Below are 20,296 nucleotides of genomic sequence, written 5' to 3'. Positions count from 1 at the left end.
GTCGTGCGACTGTTCCTGTCCTCCTACCGGTTCGGTAGCGATCCCGCGCCCTTCGTCCGGCTGGTGGGCGAACCCGGACGCATCGCGGTCGTCGCGAACGCCGCCGACGGGTGGCCGTCCACGGCCCGGGCGGCGGCGGTCACGAGCGAGATGGGGCCGTTGCGCTCGCTCGGCTTCACGCCGGAAGAGGTGGATCTGCGCGACCACCTCGACGACCCCGACTCGTTGCGGGAACGTCTCGCGGGTTTCCCCGCCGTGTGGGTACGCGGCGGCAACACCTTCGTGTTGCGAGCCCGGCTCGCGCGCAGCGGCGGCGACACCGTGCTCACCGAGCTGGTGCGCGACAACCGGCTGGTGTACGGCGGATACAGCGCCGGGGCCTGCGTCGCGACGCCGTCGCTGCGCGGCATCGAGTTCTCCGACGATCCCGGTGAGGTCGCCTCGACGTGCGGCATTCCGGTGATATGGGACGGTCTCGGCTGGGTCGGCCACGCGATCGTGCCGCACGCCGGGGAGTCGGCTCTCGCCGACGAGGGAATCCGGCAGTGCCTGAGCTACCTGCGCGAGCACGGAGTCGAGCATGTGGCACTGACCGACGACGACGCGATCGTCGTCGACACCCCTCCCGGACGGTCCCCGAGTACGGTGACATCATGACGCAGAACATCGACGGCACCGAACCCCGGATCGAGCACGACGCCGACAAGTCCCGGTTCGCGCTCTATCTCGGCGACGATCTCGCGGCGTACGCCGATTACACGCAGCACGGCGACCTGCGGGACTTCGACCACACCGTCACCGATCCGCAGTTCCGCGGCCGGGGTCTGGCCGGGATCGTGGTGAAGTACGCCCTCGACGAGACCGAGAAGCAGGGACTGAAGATCGGCACGTCCTGCTCATACGTCGAGAAATTCGTCTCCGAACATCCCGAATACCGCAACTGAGCCGGGTTCTCCCGAGCCGGGGTCCTCAGGTGAACGCCATCACCTCGGTACCCCAGATCCGGCGCATCTTGCCGTCCGGATCCGATTCCACCCTGTCCGGGGAGTCGATGAGCAGGGTCGAGCGTTCCTCCACCTCGTACTGCGGCCAATGCTTCGAACCGTCCAGCGCCGCAGGCACGCCGTGATGCGCGAACGCCAGCCAGCGCCGCTGCACACGTCCGGAGACCTCGCCGGCAGCCTTACGCCCCCCGAGCCAGAAGCTCGGATCCCGGCCGAGCGTGCCGAAATTACCGAATACATACGGCAACTCGGTCGCGTGACCGGCACCGATCCGGGCGGCCTTCAGCATCGGGGTGGCGTGGTCGAAGCGGTACACCCAGGTCGGCGAATGCGCGCTGTGCGCTTCGGCGACCCAGAGGACCGGCATGCGGAAACCGGCGTCACGCGAGAGCGCCATCGCCCCTGCAGGCTTGGGCAGGTCGGGATACGCCGCGACGATCTCGGCGAGACGCTCGGGAAGCAGATCCGTCCGGTCGTCGGCCAGGGCTGCGAACATCGCCTGCACCGCCGTGTCGTCCACGGGCATCAACGGTGACTTCATGAAACGGAAGATCGACGGTTCGTCCTTGTTCGAGCCGATGATCAGCGGGATCCGATGCGACAGTCCCTTCTGGAAGGCCGCGACCGGATATTTCGGCACGAGGTCGCGGTCGACGACCGGGGTCATGGCGAGTGTGCCCGGCACCTTCGTCGGAGTCTCGGCGACGAGCACCTCCGAGGCCTCGACCAGCCTGTCGGCCGGCATGGTGAGCAGTTCGGCGGCCCGGGACGGCGGCAGGGCGAGGATCTCGAGGAAACGCTCGGCGACCGTCGCGGCGCGTTCGCGGCCGTACACGGACGTCGCGGGCGGCGACTGGGCGATCGCGCGGTGGAACAGACCTTCGGCCCGCGGGACGGTCATGAGCGTGGTGATCGACCCGGCACCCGACGATTCACCGAAGAGCGTCACGCAGTCCGGGTCGCCGCCGAAGTCGGCGATGCAGTCGCGTACCCATTCGAGGGCGGCGATCTGGTCGCGGAGGCCGACATTGGATTCGAAACCGGCTTCGGGGGTGGAGAACGACGACAGGTCGAGGAAGCCGAGCGCACCGAGCCGGTAGTTGATGGTCACTACTACGACATCGCCGCTCTCGCACAGCATTCGGCTGTCGTAGATCTTCTGCCCGGAGTACCCGAGCACGTAGGCGCCGCCGTGTATCCACACCATGACCGGACGTCGGTGCCCGTCCGGCGGTGGTGCCCAGATGTTGAGCGAGAGACAGTCCTCGCTCAACGTCATCTCGGGATCGATTCCGATCGGGCTCTGCCGGCTCTGCGGAGCGATGGGTCCGTACCGCGCGCCGTCGAGGACTCCGTCCCACGGTTCGGGCGGCAGAGGTGACCGGAACCGCCGAGGTCCGGTCGGAGCCGCGTACGGGACGCCCTTCCAGACGTAGACTTCTCCGTCGCGATATCCGCGGACCTCGCCGTACTTGCAGGCGACGGTGAGCGTGTCGTCCTCCACGGGGCCTCCCACCCGAGCCGGTGCCGCGGTGCAGCACAGATCTCGTCGTTCGTCGACCTACCAATGATGAGGGATGGCGAGGCCGTCCGTCAGCCGGCTGCAGAGAGCGGTTCGGGTGCCACACACTCGACGAGATCGATCACGAGAGCGTCGAGCACGTCGCGCAGGTCGCCACGCGCCGTGTCGGCCAGCGCCGGGAAGACGGTCGCGAGCGCGATCGGCACGAGCGAGGCCTGGCCGAGCAGGATCCCCATGGCCGCATCGAGCTTCACGACCTCGCTGTTCAGTCGGGCGTAGGTGGTGGTGTCCGCGCCGTGGGTCACCGCGATCCGGCCGGGTTCGCATGCCGCTGCATCCGCCACCATCCGGGGCAGATCTTCCGCTGTGATCTCGTCGGCACTGGTGCCTGCAACGTCGAATTTCCGCAACATCTCGCCTTCGCTCGTCCCCCGGAGCGGCGCCGGGCCGCGCGCCGCACGTCGAAACATACAGTCAGTGTGGCCCGAAAAGTATGGAATGTGTAGAAGGTCCGGAAAACTTTTTGCACTGCCGGTACCTGACAGAAGGTACATCGCCGAGAACCCGCCTTCGCCCGGAATCATCACCCTGAGATCAGGACCACAACGATTGCTCGACAGACCCTCGCGACCTGGATGAACGGGCGTATCCTCGTAAATCCGGAGTACGTGCAGCCACCGACCGGGTCCGACCACGACTCCGCGCCGACCGAGGAGGTGCCGGTCGTGAGCGTCGCCCGCGCCGCGTTGCTCCCTCCGCCCGCGCATCGCGCACCCACGCGCGAATTCGCGGGTGTGAGCACACAGTCCCGCGCCCTGTCCTTCTCCGTGCGCCGTACCGTACGGCCCTTCATCGAGGCGTGGTCCTACACCCCGGCTCTTCCCTGGCCGACGACCATGATCGACCGCCTGGCGTTCCCGCTCGTCCCGGTGCCCGGCACGCATCGCCGGCACGTCGATCTCCCGACGTGCCCGGCGGAACTGGTGTGGGCGCCGGGTGCCACGGCCCCGGTCGGTCGAGGGGGCCTGCACGGCACCGCACTCCTGTACCTGCACGGCGGCGCGTTCCTGTGCTGCGGTCTCTCCACGCACCGCCATCTGGTCTCGCGCATCTCCGCCGTCACCGGAGCACCGGCCCTGGCGGTCGGTTACCGCATGCTCCCCCGCCATCCGATCCGACGCGCGGTCGAGGACGGACTCGACGGGTTGCGCTGGCTGGTGGCGCACGGCTGCCCGGCCGAGCGTGTCGTGATCGCCGGGGACTCCGCCGGTGGTTTCCTCACCTTCGCCGTCGCCCACGAGGCCGTGCGCCTCGGCATCGGCCGTCCGGCCGGCACCGTCGCGCTCTCACCTCTCACCGATCTCGATCCGCAGGGCAAGCTCGACCATCCCAACTCCCACCGGTGCGCAGTCTTCCCACGACGCGCGGTCGGCGTGCTGTCCACCCTCGTCGAGCGCGCCGAGCGGCTCGGCGGCGAAGGTGCCGAACCGGTCGCCTCCCCCGTCGACCTCGACCTGTCGGAGATGCCCCCGGCGCTCATCCAGACCGGATCCGAAGAGATGACCTATGTCGACGCCGAGCTGATGGCCCGGCGTCTGCAACTCGCCGGTGTGGCCGCGGAGCTCCAAGTATGGGAGAAGCAGGTGCACGTCTTCCAGGCAGCGGCGGGCGTCGTGCCGGAGAGCGGACGCGCGATCGCCGAGATCGGCCGCTTCGTGCGTGAACTACGGTGATCCGCTCCCTCGGCCGCCCTCGAATTCGGCGCTGCACACGCGCAGCACCTGCTCTCAGGGCCGGCCGGTGAACAGGTCGTTACGGTCCTGCCGGGCCCCCGCGCGTCTCCCCCGGCCCCATCCGACGACGGCCCGATAGCGTCCGAACTCGCCGGAGGCAGTGAGCGCATCGACATCGCGGTGTGATGAGTTCTCTTCCACTGCGGTCGAGTACGGAGCCACATAGAGGGCGTCGACGGGGCAGTGGACCTCGCACATGAAGCAGGTCTGGCAGTCCTCCTGATGGGCGACGACGGGAAGCCCGTCGGGTCCACGATCGAAGACGTCGGTCGGACACACTGCGATGCAGATGTCGCACGAGATGCACCGGTCGGCAACGATCACCTCGATCATCGGCTCGCTCCTCGTCGTGCGGACCGGCCCTCGGCACGGCCCGCAGGGTCACTTTCGGCACGGCCCGCAGGGTCACTTTCGGCACGGACGTCCACCCGGTCCAGACCGCTCGTCACCAGGCGGTACCGGAAGCCGGGATCGGTGTCCGCGTGATCGGCGCGCACGTGCATGCCTCTCGTCTCCGCACGGGCGAGGGCGGTGTGGCTCACCCATCGAGCCACGGCGAGAAGCGCGGCACCGGACCGGGCCCGCACCAGTTCGCGGCCCCGGCCGCCCAGCACCACCGGTGCCGCAGTCCACGCGTCGTCGAGTGCGGCGATGCTGTCCTCGAGACTCCGCGCCGTCCGCCGGAAGCTGCGCTCGAGCGGCAGCGTGTGCTCCTGCACCAGACCTATGATCGACCGGGTGGCGGCGCGATCCGGGTCGCCCACGAGGCCGACCCCGCCGATCGGTGGCGCGACGTCGGCGACACCGCGTCGACGGGCGAACCCCGCGGCGGCCGCCCCCGACCACGAGCCCGACGACATCGCCCAGGCCCCGTTGTGACTGCCTCCGCCGCTGCGTCCACCGGTGATCAGCTCGCGCGTGGCCACGTCGCCGGCGGCGAACAGACCCGGCACCGACGTGCCACAGTCCGTGCCGGTGATCCGCAGGCCACCGGTACCGCGCACCGTTCCCTCGAGCACCGCCCGCACCGGGTACATCTCGGTGAACGGATCGATCCCGGCCTTGTCGAGGGGTAGGAAGTAATTGGGTTGGGAGCGTCGCATCAGGTCGCGGTGGTCGGGATGCGCCCGGTCGAGCCGGGCGTGGACCGGGACGCCGTCGAGCAGGTACCGCATGGCGGTCGCGCGGTCGTCCCCGAGCCGCGCACCCTGATCGTCGTAGAACGTCGCGAACTGCATGAACAGGCCCTTCGTGTGCCCGCTCCAGGACGGTGCGAGCGCGTAGGCCGATGAGAACTCCATGCCCGAGAACTCGGCACCGGCCTCGGCGGCCATCAGATGGCCGTCGCCCGTGTCGACGTCGGTACCGAAGCTGCCGGAGAGGAAGGCGCATCCTCCGGTGGCCAGTACGACGGCGCCGGCACGTACCGTCCACGACTCGTATCCCTGCCGGCGGTGAACCCCGGTCGCCCCGGCCACCACCCCGTCGGCGTCGACGAGCAACTGCAGGGCCGGCGACTGGTCCAGGATGCACACCCCGGCGCGGTGGACCATGCGGCGCATCCGCCGCATGTACTCGGGCCCTTGCAGGCTGCTGCCCCGGCGCCGTCCGGTCTCCGGGTCCACGCCGAAGGGATAACGCCCGTTCACGGCCAGGTCGTCGACACGCCGGTAGGTCTCGTCGAGCACCCGGTGCATCCAGGCGGGTTCGGAGAGCAGTCCCCCTTCGGCGTGGCGGCGGTCGACGGCCGCGGCACGCTCGGGTCCGGGTGGCAGGTACCAGAGGTTGTTGCCGCCGGACGCGGTCGGACCACTCGTCCCGCAGTAACCCTTGTCGGCGAGGACCACGCGGCTCCCGGCCCGGGCGGCCGCCAGCGCTGCCCACGTGCCGGCCGGTCCCCCACCGAGCACGAGGACGTCGGTGTCGATCTCCGTCCCGTCCGTACCGTTCATATCGAGACCCGGATCGCGTAGTCCGCCAGCGCATCCGAAGTGCATACCGGCACGCCGATCGGAGCTGCGGCGTCCCACACGGACGGATCCGCCGACCGGACTCCCGGGAGACGGGTCGGCAGTGTCCGCACGAGACGGATGACGGCGTCGATCATGCGTCGATGCTCGACCACCACCGGACGGACCGACACGGTTTCGCTCGCCGAGATCGGAACACTCCGGCGAGCCGTCGCCGGCCGAGAACCACGCGCTCCGGCGAGCCGTCGCTCGTGCGACCGAGCGAAGGAAGGTCTGTCGGTGCCGGCGACTAGTCTTTCTCTCGGCTCGACCGCACAGAGAAGGGGGTCCGATCATGGCCGACGCGCAGACCCGGTTCGACCAGGATGTCGATGCGGCCTGGCGCGAGTTCCGCACGCGCCTGGCCGATCATGTCGCGGCCATGAGCGACGGCGACGGCCTCGTTCTCGAACCCTTCACCGACGAAGCCGGCGGTCCGGCGGGGCCGTGTGTGCAGTTCTACGCGTGGGGAGATCGGCTCGTCCGCTGCGAGGTGCCCTCCAACGCTCACCTCGCGCCCGACCGGCATCTCACGCCGGTCGACGAACAGATGCTCCTCGAACTCGGCCTGGAGGCGCCCTCCCGCGGACCGGACGATCCGGAGGACGGCGGATCCCCGGCCTTCTGGATCGACCGTCCGGGCAGCTGGGCCGATCAGCTCGCCGTGATCGCCGTGCGTGCCCTGCGTTCGGTGTGGGGTGTCCCCCATCCTCTCTTCCTGCGGGCCGAGACGTTCGGGACGGAACGTTCCGTCGCCGATCTCACGTCGTTCCTCGTGCCCGAGACACCGGACGCGGGTCGCACACAGGCTGCGGAGATGCCGCTCGCGGTCGTACCCACCGGAGACGACCACGTGCGCGAACTGATCGAATCCACCCTGCACGAGCGGATCGGCGATCTTCCCGCCTGGGACGAGGACGGCGATCTCGTCCTGCGGATCGGCGGGGTGCTGGTGTTCGTCGGCGTCGGTCCGGGCGGCGGCACCGTCGACCTGTTCGCTCCGATCGTCCATTCCATCACCGGGCGCACGCGGGCCGCCGAGATCTGCGCCGACCTCAACCGTCGATGGCCGCACCTGAAGTTCGTGCTGGTCGACGATCGTCTCGCGATCGTCGACCACGTCCCTGCCGCGCCGTTCGTGCCGGCCCATCTGCTCGGCTCGCTCGAGACGATCACACAGTTCCTCGACACCGTCGACGGTTCGTTCGCCGCCCATATCGGCGGCGCGTTGCTGCGCGATCAAGGATTCGACGGAGCGCAGGCGGGCGCGGACGAGCCGCCCTGGGGAGATGTCTCGCAGTTGCCCGACGCCGAGGACGATCTGCCGGTGGCTCTGCTCGCGGTGCGCGACTTCCATCTCGACGGTTCCACCGATGTCGGAGCGAGCACCGTCGCGGCGATCGGCGATCGCAATCCCGAACAGCTGCGGCGGTTCCTCACCATCAGCACCGAACTGCAGGTCTGGTGGGACGGCGAGTCGCACACCCGCGAAGCGGCGCTCAACACCGACGGCGCTCGCGAGGCCCGAGCGCGAGCCCTCGAATGGGAGGCGACGAGCCGGTCGCTCGCCGAGGCGCTGCAGTTCCTCGAGCAGGGGGACGGTCCCGACCCGGCCGGCCGGCAAGCGTCGAAGTCGGGTTCCGGCCGCGAGGCGGCGCCCGAGCAGCCCGCCCTGTTCGACAATCCCGACGAACCGACCCTCTTCGACGGTTTCGGCGACTACGCCTGAACGGACTACGACCGCGAGACGGCGCGACGGAGCGCGTCGACGGCGGCCGAGTCGAAGCCGACGAGCACGACGGTCTCCACCGCGGTCTGCGTTTCCCGGATCGTCGTGACGGCCTGCCGGGCGGCGTCGTCGAGCGGCCAGCCGTAGATACCGGCCGAGACGAGCGGGAACGACACCGTACGGGCACCGAGATCGTGCGCCACGAGCAGGCTGTTGCGGGACGCCGAGCGCAGTATCCCGGATCGGTCCTCGTGCGCCGACCACACGGGACCGACGGTGTGGATCACCCATCGCGCCGGAAGACGGCCCGCAGGAGTTGCCACCGCACGCCCCGGTTCGAGCCCGTCGGGTAGCGAGGTCGCGCGGAGTTCGCGGCAGGCCGCGAGGATCTCCGGGCCCCCGGCCCGGTGGATCGCACCGTCCACTCCGCCACCTCCGAGCAGGGCGGAGTTCGCGGCGTCGACGATCGCATCCACCGCGATGGTGGTGATGTCGCCGTGCGCGATGTCGAGAGCGCTCACCCTGTCGACCCTATGTTCCGCACGCTGCCCCCGAGCCGTTTTGCTGGCATGATTCAGGACCGTGACGTCCTCGGCGAAACTGCGCGAACTGGCCGGAAAGCACGGTATCTCCACCACCTACACCGGGTGGGGCGGACTCGACCACGATGTCTCCGACGAGACGTTGCGGCGGATACTCGCCGCGCTCGATGTCCCGGCCGGGACGGACGACGACGTCGTGGCGTCGCTCGCCGACTTCGACGACCGCCCGTGGCGCAGCATGCTGCCGCCCGCCCTCGTGGTCGTCGAGGGCGACGACCGGGCGTTCCCGGTCCACGTGCCACACGGCGATCCCGTGTCGGTGTGGGTGGTCTCCGAGGACGGCGCGGAGATCGAGGTCGAACAAGTCGACGTGTGGGTGGATCCGCGGACGGTCGACGGCCGGCTCGTGGGCCGCGCGACGTTCGCCGTTCCGCGACTGCCGCTCGGCTGGCACGTCGTGCATGCGCGCAGCAACGACATCGAGGCCACCGCGCAACTCGTGGTGACCCCACAGCGTCTGTCCACCGCCGACCGGCTGCTCGAGAAGAAGCGGTGGGGGCTTGCGGCACAGGTCTATTCGGTGCGCAGCCGCCGGTCGTGGGGTATCGGAGATTTCGCCGACCTGGCGGATCTGGCGGCGATCACGGCCGGATACGGCGGCGACTTCGTCCTGATCAATCCCGTGCACGCGGCCGAGCCGGTGCCCCCGCACGAACCTTCGCCCTATCTGCCGTCGTCTCGGCGCTTCGTCGACCCGCTGTACCTGCGCATCGAGGATGTTCCGGAGACGGCCTATCTCCCCGCGAAACACCGCAAGGAACTCGACGAGCACGCGCAGCGCGCGGCGAAGGCGAACCGGAAAGCGCGCCGTCTCGACCGCGATGCGACCTTCCGCGCGAAGCTCGACGTCCTCGAACGCGTGTACCGGGTGCCGCTCGGCCCCGCCCGGCGGGCACGGTACGAGGCGTTCTGCGCCGAGGGCGGGCAGGCCCTCGACGACTTCGCGTTGTGGTGCGCCCTGTACGAGAAGTTCGGCGACCGCGCCGACCGGTGGGCGTCGCGCGCGCCGAGCCCGGACGACCCGAAGGTCGACCCGCTGCGCGAGCGGCTCGAATCTCGAATCGACTTCCACCGGTGGCTGCAGTGGCTGTGCGACGAGCAGCTCGCGGCGGCTCACACCGCTTCGCTCGCGGCAGGTTCCGAGATCGGCATCGTGCACGACCTCGCAGTGGGTGTCGGCCCGCACGGCGCCGACGCGTGGACGCTGGGAGACGCGCTGGCCACGGGCGTCACGGTGGGTGCCCCCGCCGACGACTTCAACCGCAACGGCCAGAACTGGAACCAGCCGCCGTGGCGGCCGGATCGTCTCGCGGAGCTGGGATACATCCCCTTTCGGGATGTGGTGCGCTCGGCATTGCGGCACGCGGGTGGCGTCCGGGCCGATCACATCCTGGGGCTCTTCCGCACCTGGTGGGTGCCGGAGGGGATGTCGCCGGCCGACGGCGCGTACGTCCGCAGCGACCACGAGGCACTCGTCGGCATCCTGGCGCTCGAGGCACATCGCGCCGGTGCCGTGGTCGTGGGTGAGGACCTCGGGGTCTTCGAGGAGTGGGTGCAGGAGTATCTCGCCGAGCGCGGCATCGCCGGTACGTCGATCCTGTGGTTCGAACGCGACGAGGACTCCCCTCGCGAGCCCGAGACCTACCGCTCCCTGTGCCTGACCTCGGTGACCACGCACGACCTTGCGCCCACGGCGGGGTATCTGGCGGGCGACCACATCCGGCTGCGTTCGGAGCTCGGTCTGCTCGAGGGCGATCTCGACACCGAACTCGCCGACGCGGCAGCCGAACGCGATTCGGTTCTGGCGCTGGCAGTCGAGCGGGGCCTGCTCGACGAGGGTGAGACCGACGTCGACCGGCAGGTCGAGGCACTGCACCGGGTGATCGCGGCGAGTCCGTCTGCGCTGCTCGGTGTTTCACTGGCCGATGTAACCGGCGAGCGTCGCAGCCAGAACCAGCCGGGCACGGTCGACGAGTATCCGAACTGGCGGGTTCCGCTCGCCGATGCGCGCGGCAAGGTCGTCCTCGTCGAGGACCTCGTCGAACACGACGGATTCGCGAGGCTCGCCCGCGCGGTGTCCGGAGACATCTCACCGGTGGAGTGACACCGTCCCACGAATGCCGCGACGCGGCGGTGATGTCGCCGAATGCCGCGACGCGGCGGTGATGTCGCCGAATGCCGCGACGCGGCGGTGATGTCGCCGAATGCCGCGACCGCCGACCCGGAGTCGGATCGGCGGTCCGGCGGGAGAACACGTCCCTAGGGCGTCACTTCGCGTACAGGGCGTCGATCTCGTGAGCGAAACGTTCGGTGACGACGTTGCGCTTGATCTTCAGCGTCGGGGTGAGCTCACCGGATTCCTCGGTGAGATCGCGGTCGAGGATGACGAACTTCTTGATCGCCTCGGTGTGCGAGACGAGCGTGTTGGCGTCGTCCACGATGGTCTGCATCGCATCCCGCAGCGCGGGATCGTGGCGCAGGTCCGCGATCGTCGCACCGGCCGGCTTGCCGTTCTCGGTCTTCCAGTTCTCGAAGACGTCCGGGTCGACGGTCACGAGAGCGGTGATGAAGCTGCGACCGTCACCGACGACGACGGCCTGGGAGACGAGGGTGTGCGACCGCATGCGGTCCTCGATCGGCCCGGGCGAGACATTCTTGCCGCCGGCGGTGATGATGAGGTCCTTCTTGCGTCCGGTGATGGACAGGTACCCGTCCTCGTCCAGCGAGCCGAGGTCACCGGTGCGGAACCAGCCGTCGTCGAAGGCGCCGGCGGTGGCCTCCTCGTTGCGCCAGTAACCGTCGAAGACGACCATTCCGCGCAGTTCGATCTCGCCGTCGTCGGCGATACGCGCCGAGTTCCCGCCCATGGGGCGTCCGACGGTACCGATCTTCTGCGAGCCGGGCGTGTTCACGCTGTGTGCGGCCGTGGTCTCGGTGAGGCCGTAGCCCTCGTAGATCGGCACGCCGACGCCGCGGAAGAAGTGACCGAGGCGAGGGCTCAGGGCCCCGCCCCCGGAGATCGCGTACCAGCATTCGTTGCCCATGGCCTGGCGCAGCTTGGAGAAGACCAGCTTGTCGGCGACAGTGCGCTCGGCCTTCAACAGCAGAGTCGGTCCGCCCTGGTCGAGCGACTCGCTGTAGGCGATGGCGGTACGCTCCGCGAACTCGAAGATCGCTGCCTTGACCGGGCCGCCGACCGCAGCTTTGGCCGCTGCCGCGTCGCGCACCTTCTCGAAGACGCGGGGCACACCGAGGATGATGTTGGGCGAGTACCGCGCGAACTGCGCGGACACGGTCGAGAAGTCCGACCAGTGCGCCTGCGCGGCTCCGGCTTCGAACAGTGCGAGCGACACGGCGCGGGCGAGAACGTGTGCGAGGGGCAGGAAGGTCAGGCCCCGGTTGCCGGGCTTGGCGACCACACCGATGTCCGAGGTGAGGATCGACCGGACCTCGGCGAGGAAGTTGCGGTGGGTGAGCATGCATCCCTTGGGACGCCCGGTGGTCCCCGAGGTGTAGACGAGGGAGGCCAGTCCGTCGGAGCGGATTCCGGACAGGCGCGCGGTGATCTCGGCGTCGTCGACGTCGGCGCCGTCGGCCGCGAGGGTGTTCACGGCCCCGTCCTCGATCTGCAGGATGCGACGCAGCGTGGTGGGCATGTCGACGAAGAGCTTCTCGTGCCGCGCGGTCTCGACGACGGCGAGGACGGCCTCGGAGTCCTGGAGGATCCAGCGGATCTGTTCGGTGGACGACGAGTCGTAGATCGGCACCGATACCGCACCCGCCGCCCAGATCGCGTAGTCGAACAACGACCATTCGTACCGGGTGGCGGACAGCAACGCGACGCGGTCGCCGGGCTCGACGCCGTTGGCGATCAGGCCCTTGGCGACGGCCTTCACCTGGTCAGCGAACTGCTGCGCGGTGACCGCGACCCAGTCGTCACCCTGCGGCCGGGAGTACATCACTCGATGCGGAGTCTTCTCCGCATGGGTGAACACCGTGTGGACGACCGATTCGTCGTCACCGATGGTGAACGGGGCCGGGGTCGAGTACTCACGCACTGCAATCTCCATCGTTCTGGTCGGGAGTCCGGTCATCGGAATCGATTCCTGCGCGGAAGCGGCGCAGGAGGTCCACGAAGCGGTCGAGGTCGTTCTCGTCCCAGCCCTCGAGGCCGGCGCGCACGTCGTCGAGACGACGCACGACGGCACCTTCGAGAACCGCCGCTCCGTGGTCGGTGAGTCGAAGCGGATGACCGGCGCGTGCCGGACCCGTCCCCGCCTCGACCCAGCCCACATCGACGGCGTGCCGCAATTGGCGCGACACGGTCGAGCGGTGGACACCGAAGACCTCGGATATGTCGGTGGCACGGCAGCCCGGATTTCGCGAGATGAAGCCGAGAAGCGAATGCTGGACCAGCGAGAGACCGTTGTCCTGCGTCCGCGCTCCGGACGTCAGGAAGCGCACGAGGTGTACGAACTCCTCGTATACGCGGGCAACGCCGTCCGCGGACGGCGGCCGGGCCTGCCGATTGTGTTGCACAGGGCAACTATAAACGCGAGTGAGGCAGGGCACGAATCCACTCCGTGTCCGGCCGATCCCGGTCTGCCTCTTCACAGTCCGTGCCCGCGCTCGGCGAACTCGCCCGCCCTGCTCCGCGATCACCGGGCTAGCCTGTCTGACCGTACGGCGTCGGCACGCGGGAGAGGAGGTCGGATGGGCGGACACACCGGTCGCGACCTGTTCCGCTACCTCGTCGCCGACGAAGCGGACGAGTACCTCGCGGTGATGGACAGCTTCACCGGCCTGTTGCTCGCGGATCTGTCCGCGGACGACATCGCAGCCTCGTGCGCGGCGCGGGGCGCGACGCTCGACATCGCGGTCGTCGACGCCCGGTGTCATCGGCTGGTCCGATGGGGGAACCTCGCGCTCACGGGCCGGGCCGGGGAACGCGACGACGCGGGCACCGAGGGTGGGTCCCACCGGCGGAACGTCCGGGGCGCGGTCTCCATCGACGTCGGAGACATGGTGTCCACCGACGTCAGGGATCGTGCCCGGTACCGGCCGACGCCGGCCGGAGTGCGGGTGCACCGTGAGGTCGGCAGGTTGCTCGACCCCTCCGACGGAGTGCGCGAGGTGGCACGCGAGTCGTTCGGGTGTGTGGCCGACGCACTCGGCCGGATCGACGAACTGCTGGTCGGCGACGGGGCCGTGCTCGACCGGGACGAGTTGGCCGCGCATGTCACCGCCGTGTTCGCGCACCACCGGTTGTTCACGGACAGCGTCGCCGACTTCTACTCGCATCTCGCCGGGCTCCTCGGCCGTCTCGAAGACACAGGGGGCGTCGACGACTACACGGAGACCAAGCACCTGCTCCTCGACTACGTCGACGTCATCGGTTCGGACGTCGAGCGTCTCGCCCCACTCGTCACGAGCAGACTGGCTCGGCTGGAACCACGGCTGGACTCCCTGCTCACCGCCCTGCCCGAGTTCGGACTGCCCGGGGCCGAGCAGTCGGACACCGTTCCGGTCCGCTCCCCCGGTCGACGTCGCGCCGACTGGGAGGCACTGGCGCAGTGGTACGCGGAGGACTCCGGCCCGCGACGCATGCGCGACGCGGCGGCGTCGGCGCTGAGCCGGCTGCTCGCGCGCACACGACGGATCACGGCGAGCACGCCGGGCTTCTCGCACCGCGCGGATCTGTTGCGCCTGGCACGGTGGTTCGCCGAGTCCCCCGACGAGCAGGCCCACCGCGTGTTCGCCGCGACCTTCGGCACCTTCCCGAGCCGGCACCTGTTGCTCGGTCCCGACGAGACCGACCCTCGCGTCGGCGCAGGCACATCGTGGTGGCGGGCCGCTCCCGTCGTGGTGCCGGTGTCGCTGCGCGAACGCGGCGACAACTCGTCCCGAGGAGGTATCGGGCGTCTCCCCGATTCGCTGCCCGGTCGGGTCCGAGCGGACGAACTCGCCCGGCACGAGTCACGTCGACGCGCCGACGCCGTCGCCGAGCTGAGTTCGGCGGGCGACCTGCACGGCGCGCACCTGTCGACGCAGGCACGGGACGTAGTCCTCGGCGTCCTCGCCGCAGCACTCGCGGGCTACCGAACCGTCGAGGGGCCGGTGTACGTGGACGATCCCGATCTCGGGCTGTCGCTGACGGCCGAGCCCGGTGCCGACACGGTGGTGCACTGCCCCGACGGCGATCTCACCGTGCACGGTCTGTCACTGCGCGTTGTGGCGACAGAATCGCTCGACCCCGGCGCGGTGACCCCGTGAGCACCTCGCATCCGGGTGCGGCATCGCTGGATGCCTCCGGCCGCCGCGACGCCGCGCGAGCACTGCTGCAGCAGCCGATCGTCACCGCCGCCGGCGACCGTGAGACGTTCGACCTCGTACGACGTCACGCGCCACCCCTGAAGTCGATGTTCGCCGACCGGCTCGGATACCGCCTCGTCGTCGAACCGACTTTCGTCCGTCTCCTCAAGGCACCGCTCGAACCCATGGCACCGCACCGCGCCCTTCGGCACGCCGACGGCACCGAGTTCGGCGCGATCACCTACGCGTGCCTCGCACTCGTGTGCGCGGCACTGCTCGAACCCGGGGCCGGCGACCGAGTGTCCGTCGGTAGTCTGCTCGAACAGGTGCGCGCCGACGCGCGGGAGAACGGCATCGTGTTCGGCGACCCGGTGTCCGAGGAGCGGAACTTCGCTGCCGTCCTGCGCATCCTCGAGGAATGGGGAGTGATCACCGAGTCCGATCGGATCGACGAGGAGAACGGCGACGTTCCCCATCTCCGGATCCATCGCGACCTGCTCCCCCACCTGCTCGACGTTCCTCTGCACGAGATGCCCGGGCCTGCGGCCGCACTCACACGCCACGAGCACGAGCCCGCGGGCCGGCGCCTGTACCGGCGGCTCGTCGAGGATCCGTTCGTCGCGCGCGACGAACTGGACGACGAGTCGGCGGCGATACTCGCCCGCGACCGCCACGAACTCGCCCGGATGCTGGAGGAGGACTTCGGTCTCGTCCTCGAGGTGCGTGCCGAGGGTGCGATCGCATACGACCCGGCCGGCGCACTCACCGACGACGCCTTCCCGGGATCGGGGACCCTGCGGCATGCCTGCCTGTTGCTCGTGTCCGAACTCGTCGGACGGTTCGGGGATCGGGCGGCGGCCACACTGCACATCGACGCGCAGACCCTCGACTCGACCCTCGGCGAGCTCGCCGCCTCGCATTCCCGCACGTGGAAGAGCACCTACGTCCGCGACCTCGCACTCCTGCGCCGCGACGTCGTCGCCCTGCTCACTCGTCTCGGCTTGGCGCGCCCGCACGAGGACGGACTCGAACTGACCGCACCCTCCGCCCGTTACCGTCCCGTCTCCGCCGAAAGCCACTGTCGATGACCCACTTGCCCGACTCGTCCGCCGGCGACGGGAACCCTCCACCCCGCTTCCCGGATCGCTGGCGTCTCCACCGCGCCGGGATCGTGAACGTCTGGCACTACCTGGACGTCGAGTTCGTCCTGTCCGGGGGGCGGATGATCCTGCGCGGCACCAACGGATCCGGCAAGTCCCGCGCCCTCGAGATGTTGTTGCCGTTCCTGCTCGACGGCGACCGCAGACGCATGGACGCGACGGGTGCCGCGAAGGTCGATCTGGACGAACTCATGCGCACCGGAGCCCCGGATACGACGGATCGTGTCGGATATCTGTGGCTCGAACTGGCGCGTCCCAGTGGGCATCTCACCATCGGCGCTCAGATCCGCCATCGCTCCGACGCACGTCGCAGCGAGGCGTACTTCTTCACGACGCCCCTGCGGGTCGGCACCGACCTGCGTCTCGTCGACGACCTTCGCGCCCCCCTCTCGCGCGAGCGGCTCACCGACCTCGTCGGCGCCGACAATCTCACCCGCGACCCGGAGCGGCATCGCGAGACGGTCCGCAGACTGGTGTTCGGGCTGCACGGTGAGAGCGGACGCGACCGCTACGACGGTCTGCTCCAACTTCTGCACACCCTGCGCTCGCCCGACGTCGGCAACCGGATCGACGAGGGTCACCTTCCACAGATCCTGTCGGACGCGCTGCCACCGCTGACGGAGAACATGCTCACCGAGGCCGGAGGTCGCCTCGACCTGCTCGGCGAGACTCGTCGGGAACAGATCCGCCTCGAGACGGCGCACGCGCACGTGCTGCGCTTCCACGAGGTGTACCTACGGTATGCGGCGGATCTGCTTCGCGCCGACGCCGACGCTGCTGTCGAGGCCGCGCGGCGGGTCGTCGAGACCCGAGGCGCACTCGCCGGCGCGGAGGCCGAGGCGACCGACCTCGATGCCCAGGTCGCTGCCGCGGACACCCGTCTCCGGGAGCGCCGCGATCAAGTGGCCGAACTCGACCGCGCGATCCGCGGACTCGAAACCCACGCGCTGTTCCGAGCGGCGGACGATCTCGCGCAGCGGCAGCTCGCCGTCGATGCGCTCCACCGCGCGGCCGAACACTCGGCCGCCGCGGCCGAACGCAGTCGCCTGCGGGAACGCCGCGACGCAGACCGTGCGGCCGGAGTCCTCGACGAACTGACCTGCGTGGTCACGCGCGCCGTGCGGCGTCTCGCGACGGCGGGTCGCGACCTGCCGGCGGTGGGCCTTCCGCACGACACCGTGCCGGCTACGCTGCACTTCTCCGTCGACCACCCCCCAGCCGTGCTCGAACCCGTCCGGACCGGTGTCCACGACACCTCCGAGCAGGTGGTGAGGCCGGTCGTGGCGACGGTGTCCCTCGACCCCGGACAGGTCGGCGACGCCCGGGATGCCGTCCTGCGCGCCGCCGAGGCGACCCGTCGCAGGCGGGACCAGGCCGACCGGCGACTGCTCGAGGCGCGTCGTCTCGACGCCGCCGCGCACGCGGTCCGGGAGGCCGAGGCGGCCGCCGACCGCGCGGCCCACGACGCCGAACACCGTGCGGTCGAAGCCGCCGAGACGGATGCCGGTGTCGGCGCGGTCGCCGCCGGTCTGCAGCACCGGTGGCGCGAGTGGATCACCGCCGACCGCACGACGGCGTTGCTGCCGGAACTCGACCGGGACCGGGTCGTTCTGATGCGCCGACTGTCCACGCAGCTCGACGTGCTGATCGACACGGCGCCGGCCGACACCGGCTCCGATGGTGTCGACCTCGATCCGGCACTCGCGGAGCTGGATTCGCTACCGGCGGCCGCCGCGCGCTCCGCGCTGAGTTACCTCCACAACGCCCCGGACGAGCGGGAGAGTCGAGAACGCGACGCACGGATCGCACGCGAGCACCTCGTCCGGGAGCAGGCGGCGCTCGAAGCAGCAGGCGAGGGACCCGAGCAGGCGCCCTGGCACGTGCGCACCGACGGTGCCCCACTGTGGCAGGCAGTGGAATTCGTCGACACCCTCGGGGACGACGACCGCGCCGGAATCGAAGCCGCGTTGCTCGCCGCGGGTTTCCTCACCGCCACGGTCGACGGGGAGGGCCGATTACGTGCACTCGGCGGCCAGGTCCTCGTCTCGCCGCGCGGCGAACCACCGACGCAGCCCTTGGCGACGGTCCTGCGTCCCGACCTCGACGCCGGCGTACCGCGGCCGGCGATCGACGCCGTCCTGAACACGATCGGTTTCGAGGACGCCACCGCTGTGGCCTCGGTCTCGCGGGACGGCCGCTGGCACAACGGTGTTCTGCGTGGACGGCACACCGCCGAGACCCCGCGCTTCATCGGCAGGCCGGCCCGCGAGGCTGCCACCGCGGCCCGCCGCGTGCGCCTCGACGAGATCCGTGCCGAACTCATCCGGATCGACCTCGCGACGGAACAGCTGCGCGTCGACTTCCCCGACGCGGCGCACCGGCGGGCGGAGATCGACGCCCACCTGTCGACCGCACCGACCTCGCACGCGCTGCGAGCCGCCCTCGAACGACGTCGGCACGCGTACGAGCGCGTGCGTTCCGCGGCGGACACGGCGGTGGAGCTGCGCGATCAGGCGACGGTGCTGCGCGCCCGATGGAGCGCCGACCTCGACGCCCATCGCACCGCATGCGCGCATTTCGGCGTGCCCGGTGAGGTTCCGGAACTCGAGGCGCTGGTCGCCGGATGTGCCTCCGCCGAAGCGCTGTGCGCCGAACTGGCCCGCGCTCTCGGTGACGTCCTCGCCGCACACACCCGGTTCACGGATGTCGCCGAGCGGTGCGCGCAGGCCACGGCCGAGCGGATCGAGGCGGAGGAGATCGCCGAATCGTGCCGCTACGAATGGCACGCGAAGGCCGCGGTGGTCGCAGCCCAGACCGCGGCCGTGGACGTCGACGCAAGCGACCTGGCGCGGGAACTGCGTAACTCGGAGACCGAACGGGCACGTGCCGACGAGCAGTTCCGGCGCACGGTCGCTCATCGCGAGCACCTCGGCCGTGCCGTCGCGGAAGTGCTGCAACGATGCGCGGCAGCGCGCGAGCGGCTCGACCGTGACCGTCGCGAACTCGCCGCGGCCGCCGAACTGCTCGCCGCGCACCTGCAGCTGCCCGAGCTGCGCGCCGCGCTCGAGGAAGATCCCGATCCGGCCGCTGTGTCCTCGCGGACGCTGCTCCCTCCCGTCCACCTCGAGGATCCGGATCATGTGCTCTCGGTGGCCGGGCACCTCTCGGCCACGCTGCCGCCCCGCACCGGAATCGACGAGAACGCGATGCTGGTCGCGCTGCAGCAGTTCGACCGCGACATCACCGCGCGCTTCGACGTCGAGCACACGGTGACGCACGGTGCCCATCGCGTACGGATCGCTGGAGCGGTCGACGACAGCACACCTGCGGGTGTCTCGGCCGCACTCACCCGGCAGGTCGAGGAGGGCCGCCGGGTCCTGTCGCAACGTGAGCACGACGTGTTCACCGGCTTCGTGCTCGGCGGTGTGGCCGACGAACTGCGCCGGCGGATCGACCGGGCACGGCAGCTGATCGCGGCGATGAACGACAGTCTCGCCGACAGCCGCACGACGCACGGGATCGGCGTGCGGATCGAGTGGCGACCCGGCGGTGATGACACCGACGCGGCTCGCATGACGCGACTGCTCACCGACACCGACCGCTCGGCCGAGGATGCGGCCGAACTGGTCGAGATGCTGCGCCGCCGGGTGGAGTCCGCACACGTCGCAGACCCGTCCGCCGGGTACGCGCTGCACCTGTCGCAGGCACTGGACTACCGGCGCTGGCACGAGGTCGAGGTCACGATCGTCGGTCCCGGACCGGACCAGGAGCGGCGGATCTCCGCGCGCGCCAAGATATCCCAGGGCGAGACACGCTTCGTGTCGTACGTCTCGCTGTTCGCCGCGGCGGACGGCTATCTCTCGGGTCTTCCCGACACCGGTACCGCATTGCGGCTGGTGCTGCTCGACGACGCGTTTGCCAAGATCGACGATCCGACGATCGGTGAACTGATGGGCCTGCTCGTACGGCAGGACATCGATTTCGTCATGACCGGGCACGCGCTGTGGGGTTGTGTGCCCGAGGTACCCGAACTCGACGTCTACGAGGTCCGCCGGCTCGGCGACGGAACGGCTGTGACGACCCGGGTGCACTGGGACGGCCGCGTGCGGCACCTGCGGCCGCTCACCGATCTACCGACCTAGCAGCGGCGGGCGCGATACCGATA

16 protein-coding genes are annotated in these 20,296 nt (G+C 70.0%); 8 read left to right on the top strand and 8 right to left on the bottom strand.

Annotation, left to right across the window (positions count from 1 at the left end; all coding sequences use genetic code 11):
- Nucleotides 1–3 precede the first annotated feature (3 nt).
- Both PV766_RS17010 and PV766_RS17005 read left to right on the top strand, forming a co-directional pair.
- Nucleotides 4–657, top strand: coding sequence for a Type 1 glutamine amidotransferase-like domain-containing protein (locus PV766_RS17010; RefSeq protein WP_421097493.1), 654 nt, complete (start codon nucleotides 4–6; stop codon nucleotides 655–657).
- Nucleotides 654–944, top strand: a complete 291-nt coding sequence (locus tag PV766_RS17005) for a GNAT family N-acetyltransferase (RefSeq protein ID WP_016932592.1) — start codon at nucleotides 654–656, stop codon at nucleotides 942–944. The genes PV766_RS17010 and PV766_RS17005 overlap by 4 nt, the downstream gene beginning before the upstream one ends.
- A gap of 25 nt (nucleotides 945–969) precedes the next feature.
- Here PV766_RS17005 and PV766_RS17000 read toward each other — a convergent pair whose 3' ends face one another.
- The gene (locus tag PV766_RS17000; protein ID WP_129977845.1) at nucleotides 970–2,508 is read right to left on the bottom strand and encodes a carboxylesterase/lipase family protein; all 1,539 of its coding nucleotides are present in this window, start codon (nucleotides 2,506–2,508) and stop codon (nucleotides 970–972) included.
- A gap of 89 nt (nucleotides 2,509–2,597) precedes the next feature.
- A complete protein-coding gene (locus PV766_RS16995) occupies nucleotides 2,598–2,996 on the bottom strand; it encodes a non-ribosomal peptide synthetase (RefSeq protein WP_421097492.1) in 399 nt (132 codons plus the stop codon).
- A gap of 255 nt (nucleotides 2,997–3,251) precedes the next feature.
- Here PV766_RS16995 and PV766_RS16990 point away from each other — a divergent pair, with 255 nt between their 5' ends.
- Nucleotides 3,252–4,259 carry an alpha/beta hydrolase gene (locus tag PV766_RS16990; protein ID WP_421097491.1) on the top strand — a complete coding sequence of 336 codons (1,008 nt, stop codon included), beginning with the start codon at nucleotides 3,252–3,254 and terminating at the stop codon, nucleotides 4,257–4,259.
- A gap of 54 nt (nucleotides 4,260–4,313) precedes the next feature.
- Here PV766_RS16990 and PV766_RS16985 read toward each other — a convergent pair whose 3' ends face one another.
- Genes PV766_RS16985 through PV766_RS16975 form a run of 3 tightly spaced genes read right to left on the bottom strand, consistent with a single transcriptional unit; the run spans nucleotide 4,314 to nucleotide 6,426 of the window.
- Nucleotides 4,314–4,652, bottom strand: coding sequence for a 4Fe-4S dicluster domain-containing protein (locus PV766_RS16985; protein ID WP_421097490.1), 339 nt, complete (start codon nucleotides 4,650–4,652; stop codon nucleotides 4,314–4,316).
- Nucleotides 4,649–6,271, bottom strand: coding sequence for an FAD-binding protein (locus PV766_RS16980; RefSeq protein ID WP_421097489.1), 1,623 nt, complete (start codon nucleotides 6,269–6,271; stop codon nucleotides 4,649–4,651). The genes PV766_RS16985 and PV766_RS16980 overlap by 4 nt, the downstream gene beginning before the upstream one ends.
- Nucleotides 6,268–6,426: a hypothetical protein gene (locus tag PV766_RS16975; RefSeq protein WP_242496826.1), complete on the bottom strand. Its 159-nt coding sequence runs from the start codon at nucleotides 6,424–6,426 to the stop codon at nucleotides 6,268–6,270. Before PV766_RS16975 ends, PV766_RS16980 begins: the two co-directional genes overlap by 4 nt.
- A 197-nt stretch (nucleotides 6,427–6,623) precedes the next feature.
- Between PV766_RS16975 and PV766_RS16970 the strand changes: the two genes are divergently transcribed.
- Entirely contained in the window at nucleotides 6,624–8,057 is a 1,434-nt protein-coding gene (locus PV766_RS16970; protein WP_255162580.1) for a T3SS (YopN, CesT) and YbjN peptide-binding chaperone 1, read from the top strand.
- A gap of 5 nt (nucleotides 8,058–8,062) precedes the next feature.
- On the opposite strand, the gene PV766_RS16965 is transcribed toward PV766_RS16970, so the two are convergent.
- Complete coding sequence (locus tag PV766_RS16965; protein ID WP_421097488.1) at nucleotides 8,063–8,578, bottom strand: O-acetyl-ADP-ribose deacetylase; 516 nt, start codon at nucleotides 8,576–8,578, stop codon at nucleotides 8,063–8,065.
- 61 nt (nucleotides 8,579–8,639) lie between these two features.
- Here PV766_RS16965 and malQ point away from each other — a divergent pair, with 61 nt between their 5' ends.
- On the top strand, nucleotides 8,640–10,763 hold the full coding sequence (gene malQ, locus PV766_RS16960; RefSeq protein ID WP_421097487.1) for a 4-alpha-glucanotransferase: 2,124 nt from the start codon (nucleotides 8,640–8,642) through the stop codon (nucleotides 10,761–10,763).
- Nucleotides 10,764–10,926: 163 nt separating this feature from the next.
- Here the strand turns inward: malQ and PV766_RS16955 are convergent, their stop codons facing one another.
- Both PV766_RS16955 and PV766_RS16950 read right to left on the bottom strand, forming a co-directional pair.
- Nucleotides 10,927–12,717: an AMP-dependent synthetase/ligase gene (locus tag PV766_RS16955; protein ID WP_129977904.1), complete on the bottom strand. Its 1,791-nt coding sequence runs from the start codon at nucleotides 12,715–12,717 to the stop codon at nucleotides 10,927–10,929.
- Nucleotides 12,710–13,198, bottom strand: coding sequence for a MarR family winged helix-turn-helix transcriptional regulator (locus tag PV766_RS16950; RefSeq protein ID WP_016933116.1), 489 nt, complete (start codon nucleotides 13,196–13,198; stop codon nucleotides 12,710–12,712). Before PV766_RS16950 ends, PV766_RS16955 begins: the two co-directional genes overlap by 8 nt.
- Before the next feature lie 174 nt (nucleotides 13,199–13,372).
- Between PV766_RS16950 and PV766_RS16945 the strand changes: the two genes are divergently transcribed.
- The 3 genes from PV766_RS16945 to PV766_RS16935 are packed head-to-tail and all read left to right on the top strand — an operon-like array spanning nucleotide 13,373 to nucleotide 20,273.
- The gene (locus PV766_RS16945) at nucleotides 13,373–14,932 is read left to right on the top strand and encodes a DUF2397 domain-containing protein (protein WP_421097486.1); all 1,560 of its coding nucleotides are present in this window, start codon (nucleotides 13,373–13,375) and stop codon (nucleotides 14,930–14,932) included.
- Nucleotides 14,929–16,059, top strand: coding sequence for a TIGR02678 family protein (locus tag PV766_RS16940; protein WP_421097485.1), 1,131 nt, complete (start codon nucleotides 14,929–14,931; stop codon nucleotides 16,057–16,059). Before PV766_RS16945 ends, PV766_RS16940 begins: the two co-directional genes overlap by 4 nt.
- Nucleotides 16,056–20,273, top strand: a complete 4,218-nt coding sequence (locus tag PV766_RS16935) for a TIGR02680 family protein (RefSeq protein WP_421097484.1) — start codon at nucleotides 16,056–16,058, stop codon at nucleotides 20,271–20,273. The genes PV766_RS16940 and PV766_RS16935 overlap by 4 nt, the downstream gene beginning before the upstream one ends.
- The last annotated feature ends 23 nt before the right edge of the window (nucleotides 20,274–20,296 follow it).

The sequence above is a fragment of the Rhodococcus sp. As11 genome (assembly GCF_048957735.1).
GTDB lineage: Bacteria > Actinomycetota > Actinomycetes > Mycobacteriales > Mycobacteriaceae > Rhodococcus > Rhodococcus gordoniae.
Note: the sequence above shows the minus strand (reverse complement) of the source record. Positions and strands in the feature narration are given on the sequence as shown.

What these genes read in the sequence shown, in the direction of transcription:
- PV766_RS17005 (WP_016932592.1), top strand. Translation starts at nt 654, where the DNA reads ATGACGCAGAACATCGACGGCACCGAACCCCGGATCGAGCACGACGCC.
- PV766_RS16995 (WP_421097492.1), bottom strand. Translation starts at nt 2,996, where the DNA reads ATGTTTCGACGTGCGGCGCGCGGCCCGGCGCCGCTCCGGGGGACGAGC.
- PV766_RS16985 (WP_421097490.1), bottom strand. Translation starts at nt 4,652, where the DNA reads ATGATCGAGGTGATCGTTGCCGACCGGTGCATCTCGTGCGACATCTGC.
- PV766_RS16980 (WP_421097489.1), bottom strand. Translation starts at nt 6,271, where the DNA reads ATGAACGGTACGGACGGGACGGAGATCGACACCGACGTCCTCGTGCTC.
- PV766_RS16975 (WP_242496826.1), bottom strand. Translation starts at nt 6,426, where the DNA reads ATGATCGACGCCGTCATCCGTCTCGTGCGGACACTGCCGACCCGTCTC.
- PV766_RS16970 (WP_255162580.1), top strand. Translation starts at nt 6,624, where the DNA reads ATGGCCGACGCGCAGACCCGGTTCGACCAGGATGTCGATGCGGCCTGG.
- PV766_RS16945 (WP_421097486.1), top strand. Translation starts at nt 13,373, where the DNA reads ATGGGCGGACACACCGGTCGCGACCTGTTCCGCTACCTCGTCGCCGAC.
- PV766_RS16935 (WP_421097484.1), top strand. Translation starts at nt 16,056, where the DNA reads ATGACCCACTTGCCCGACTCGTCCGCCGGCGACGGGAACCCTCCACCC.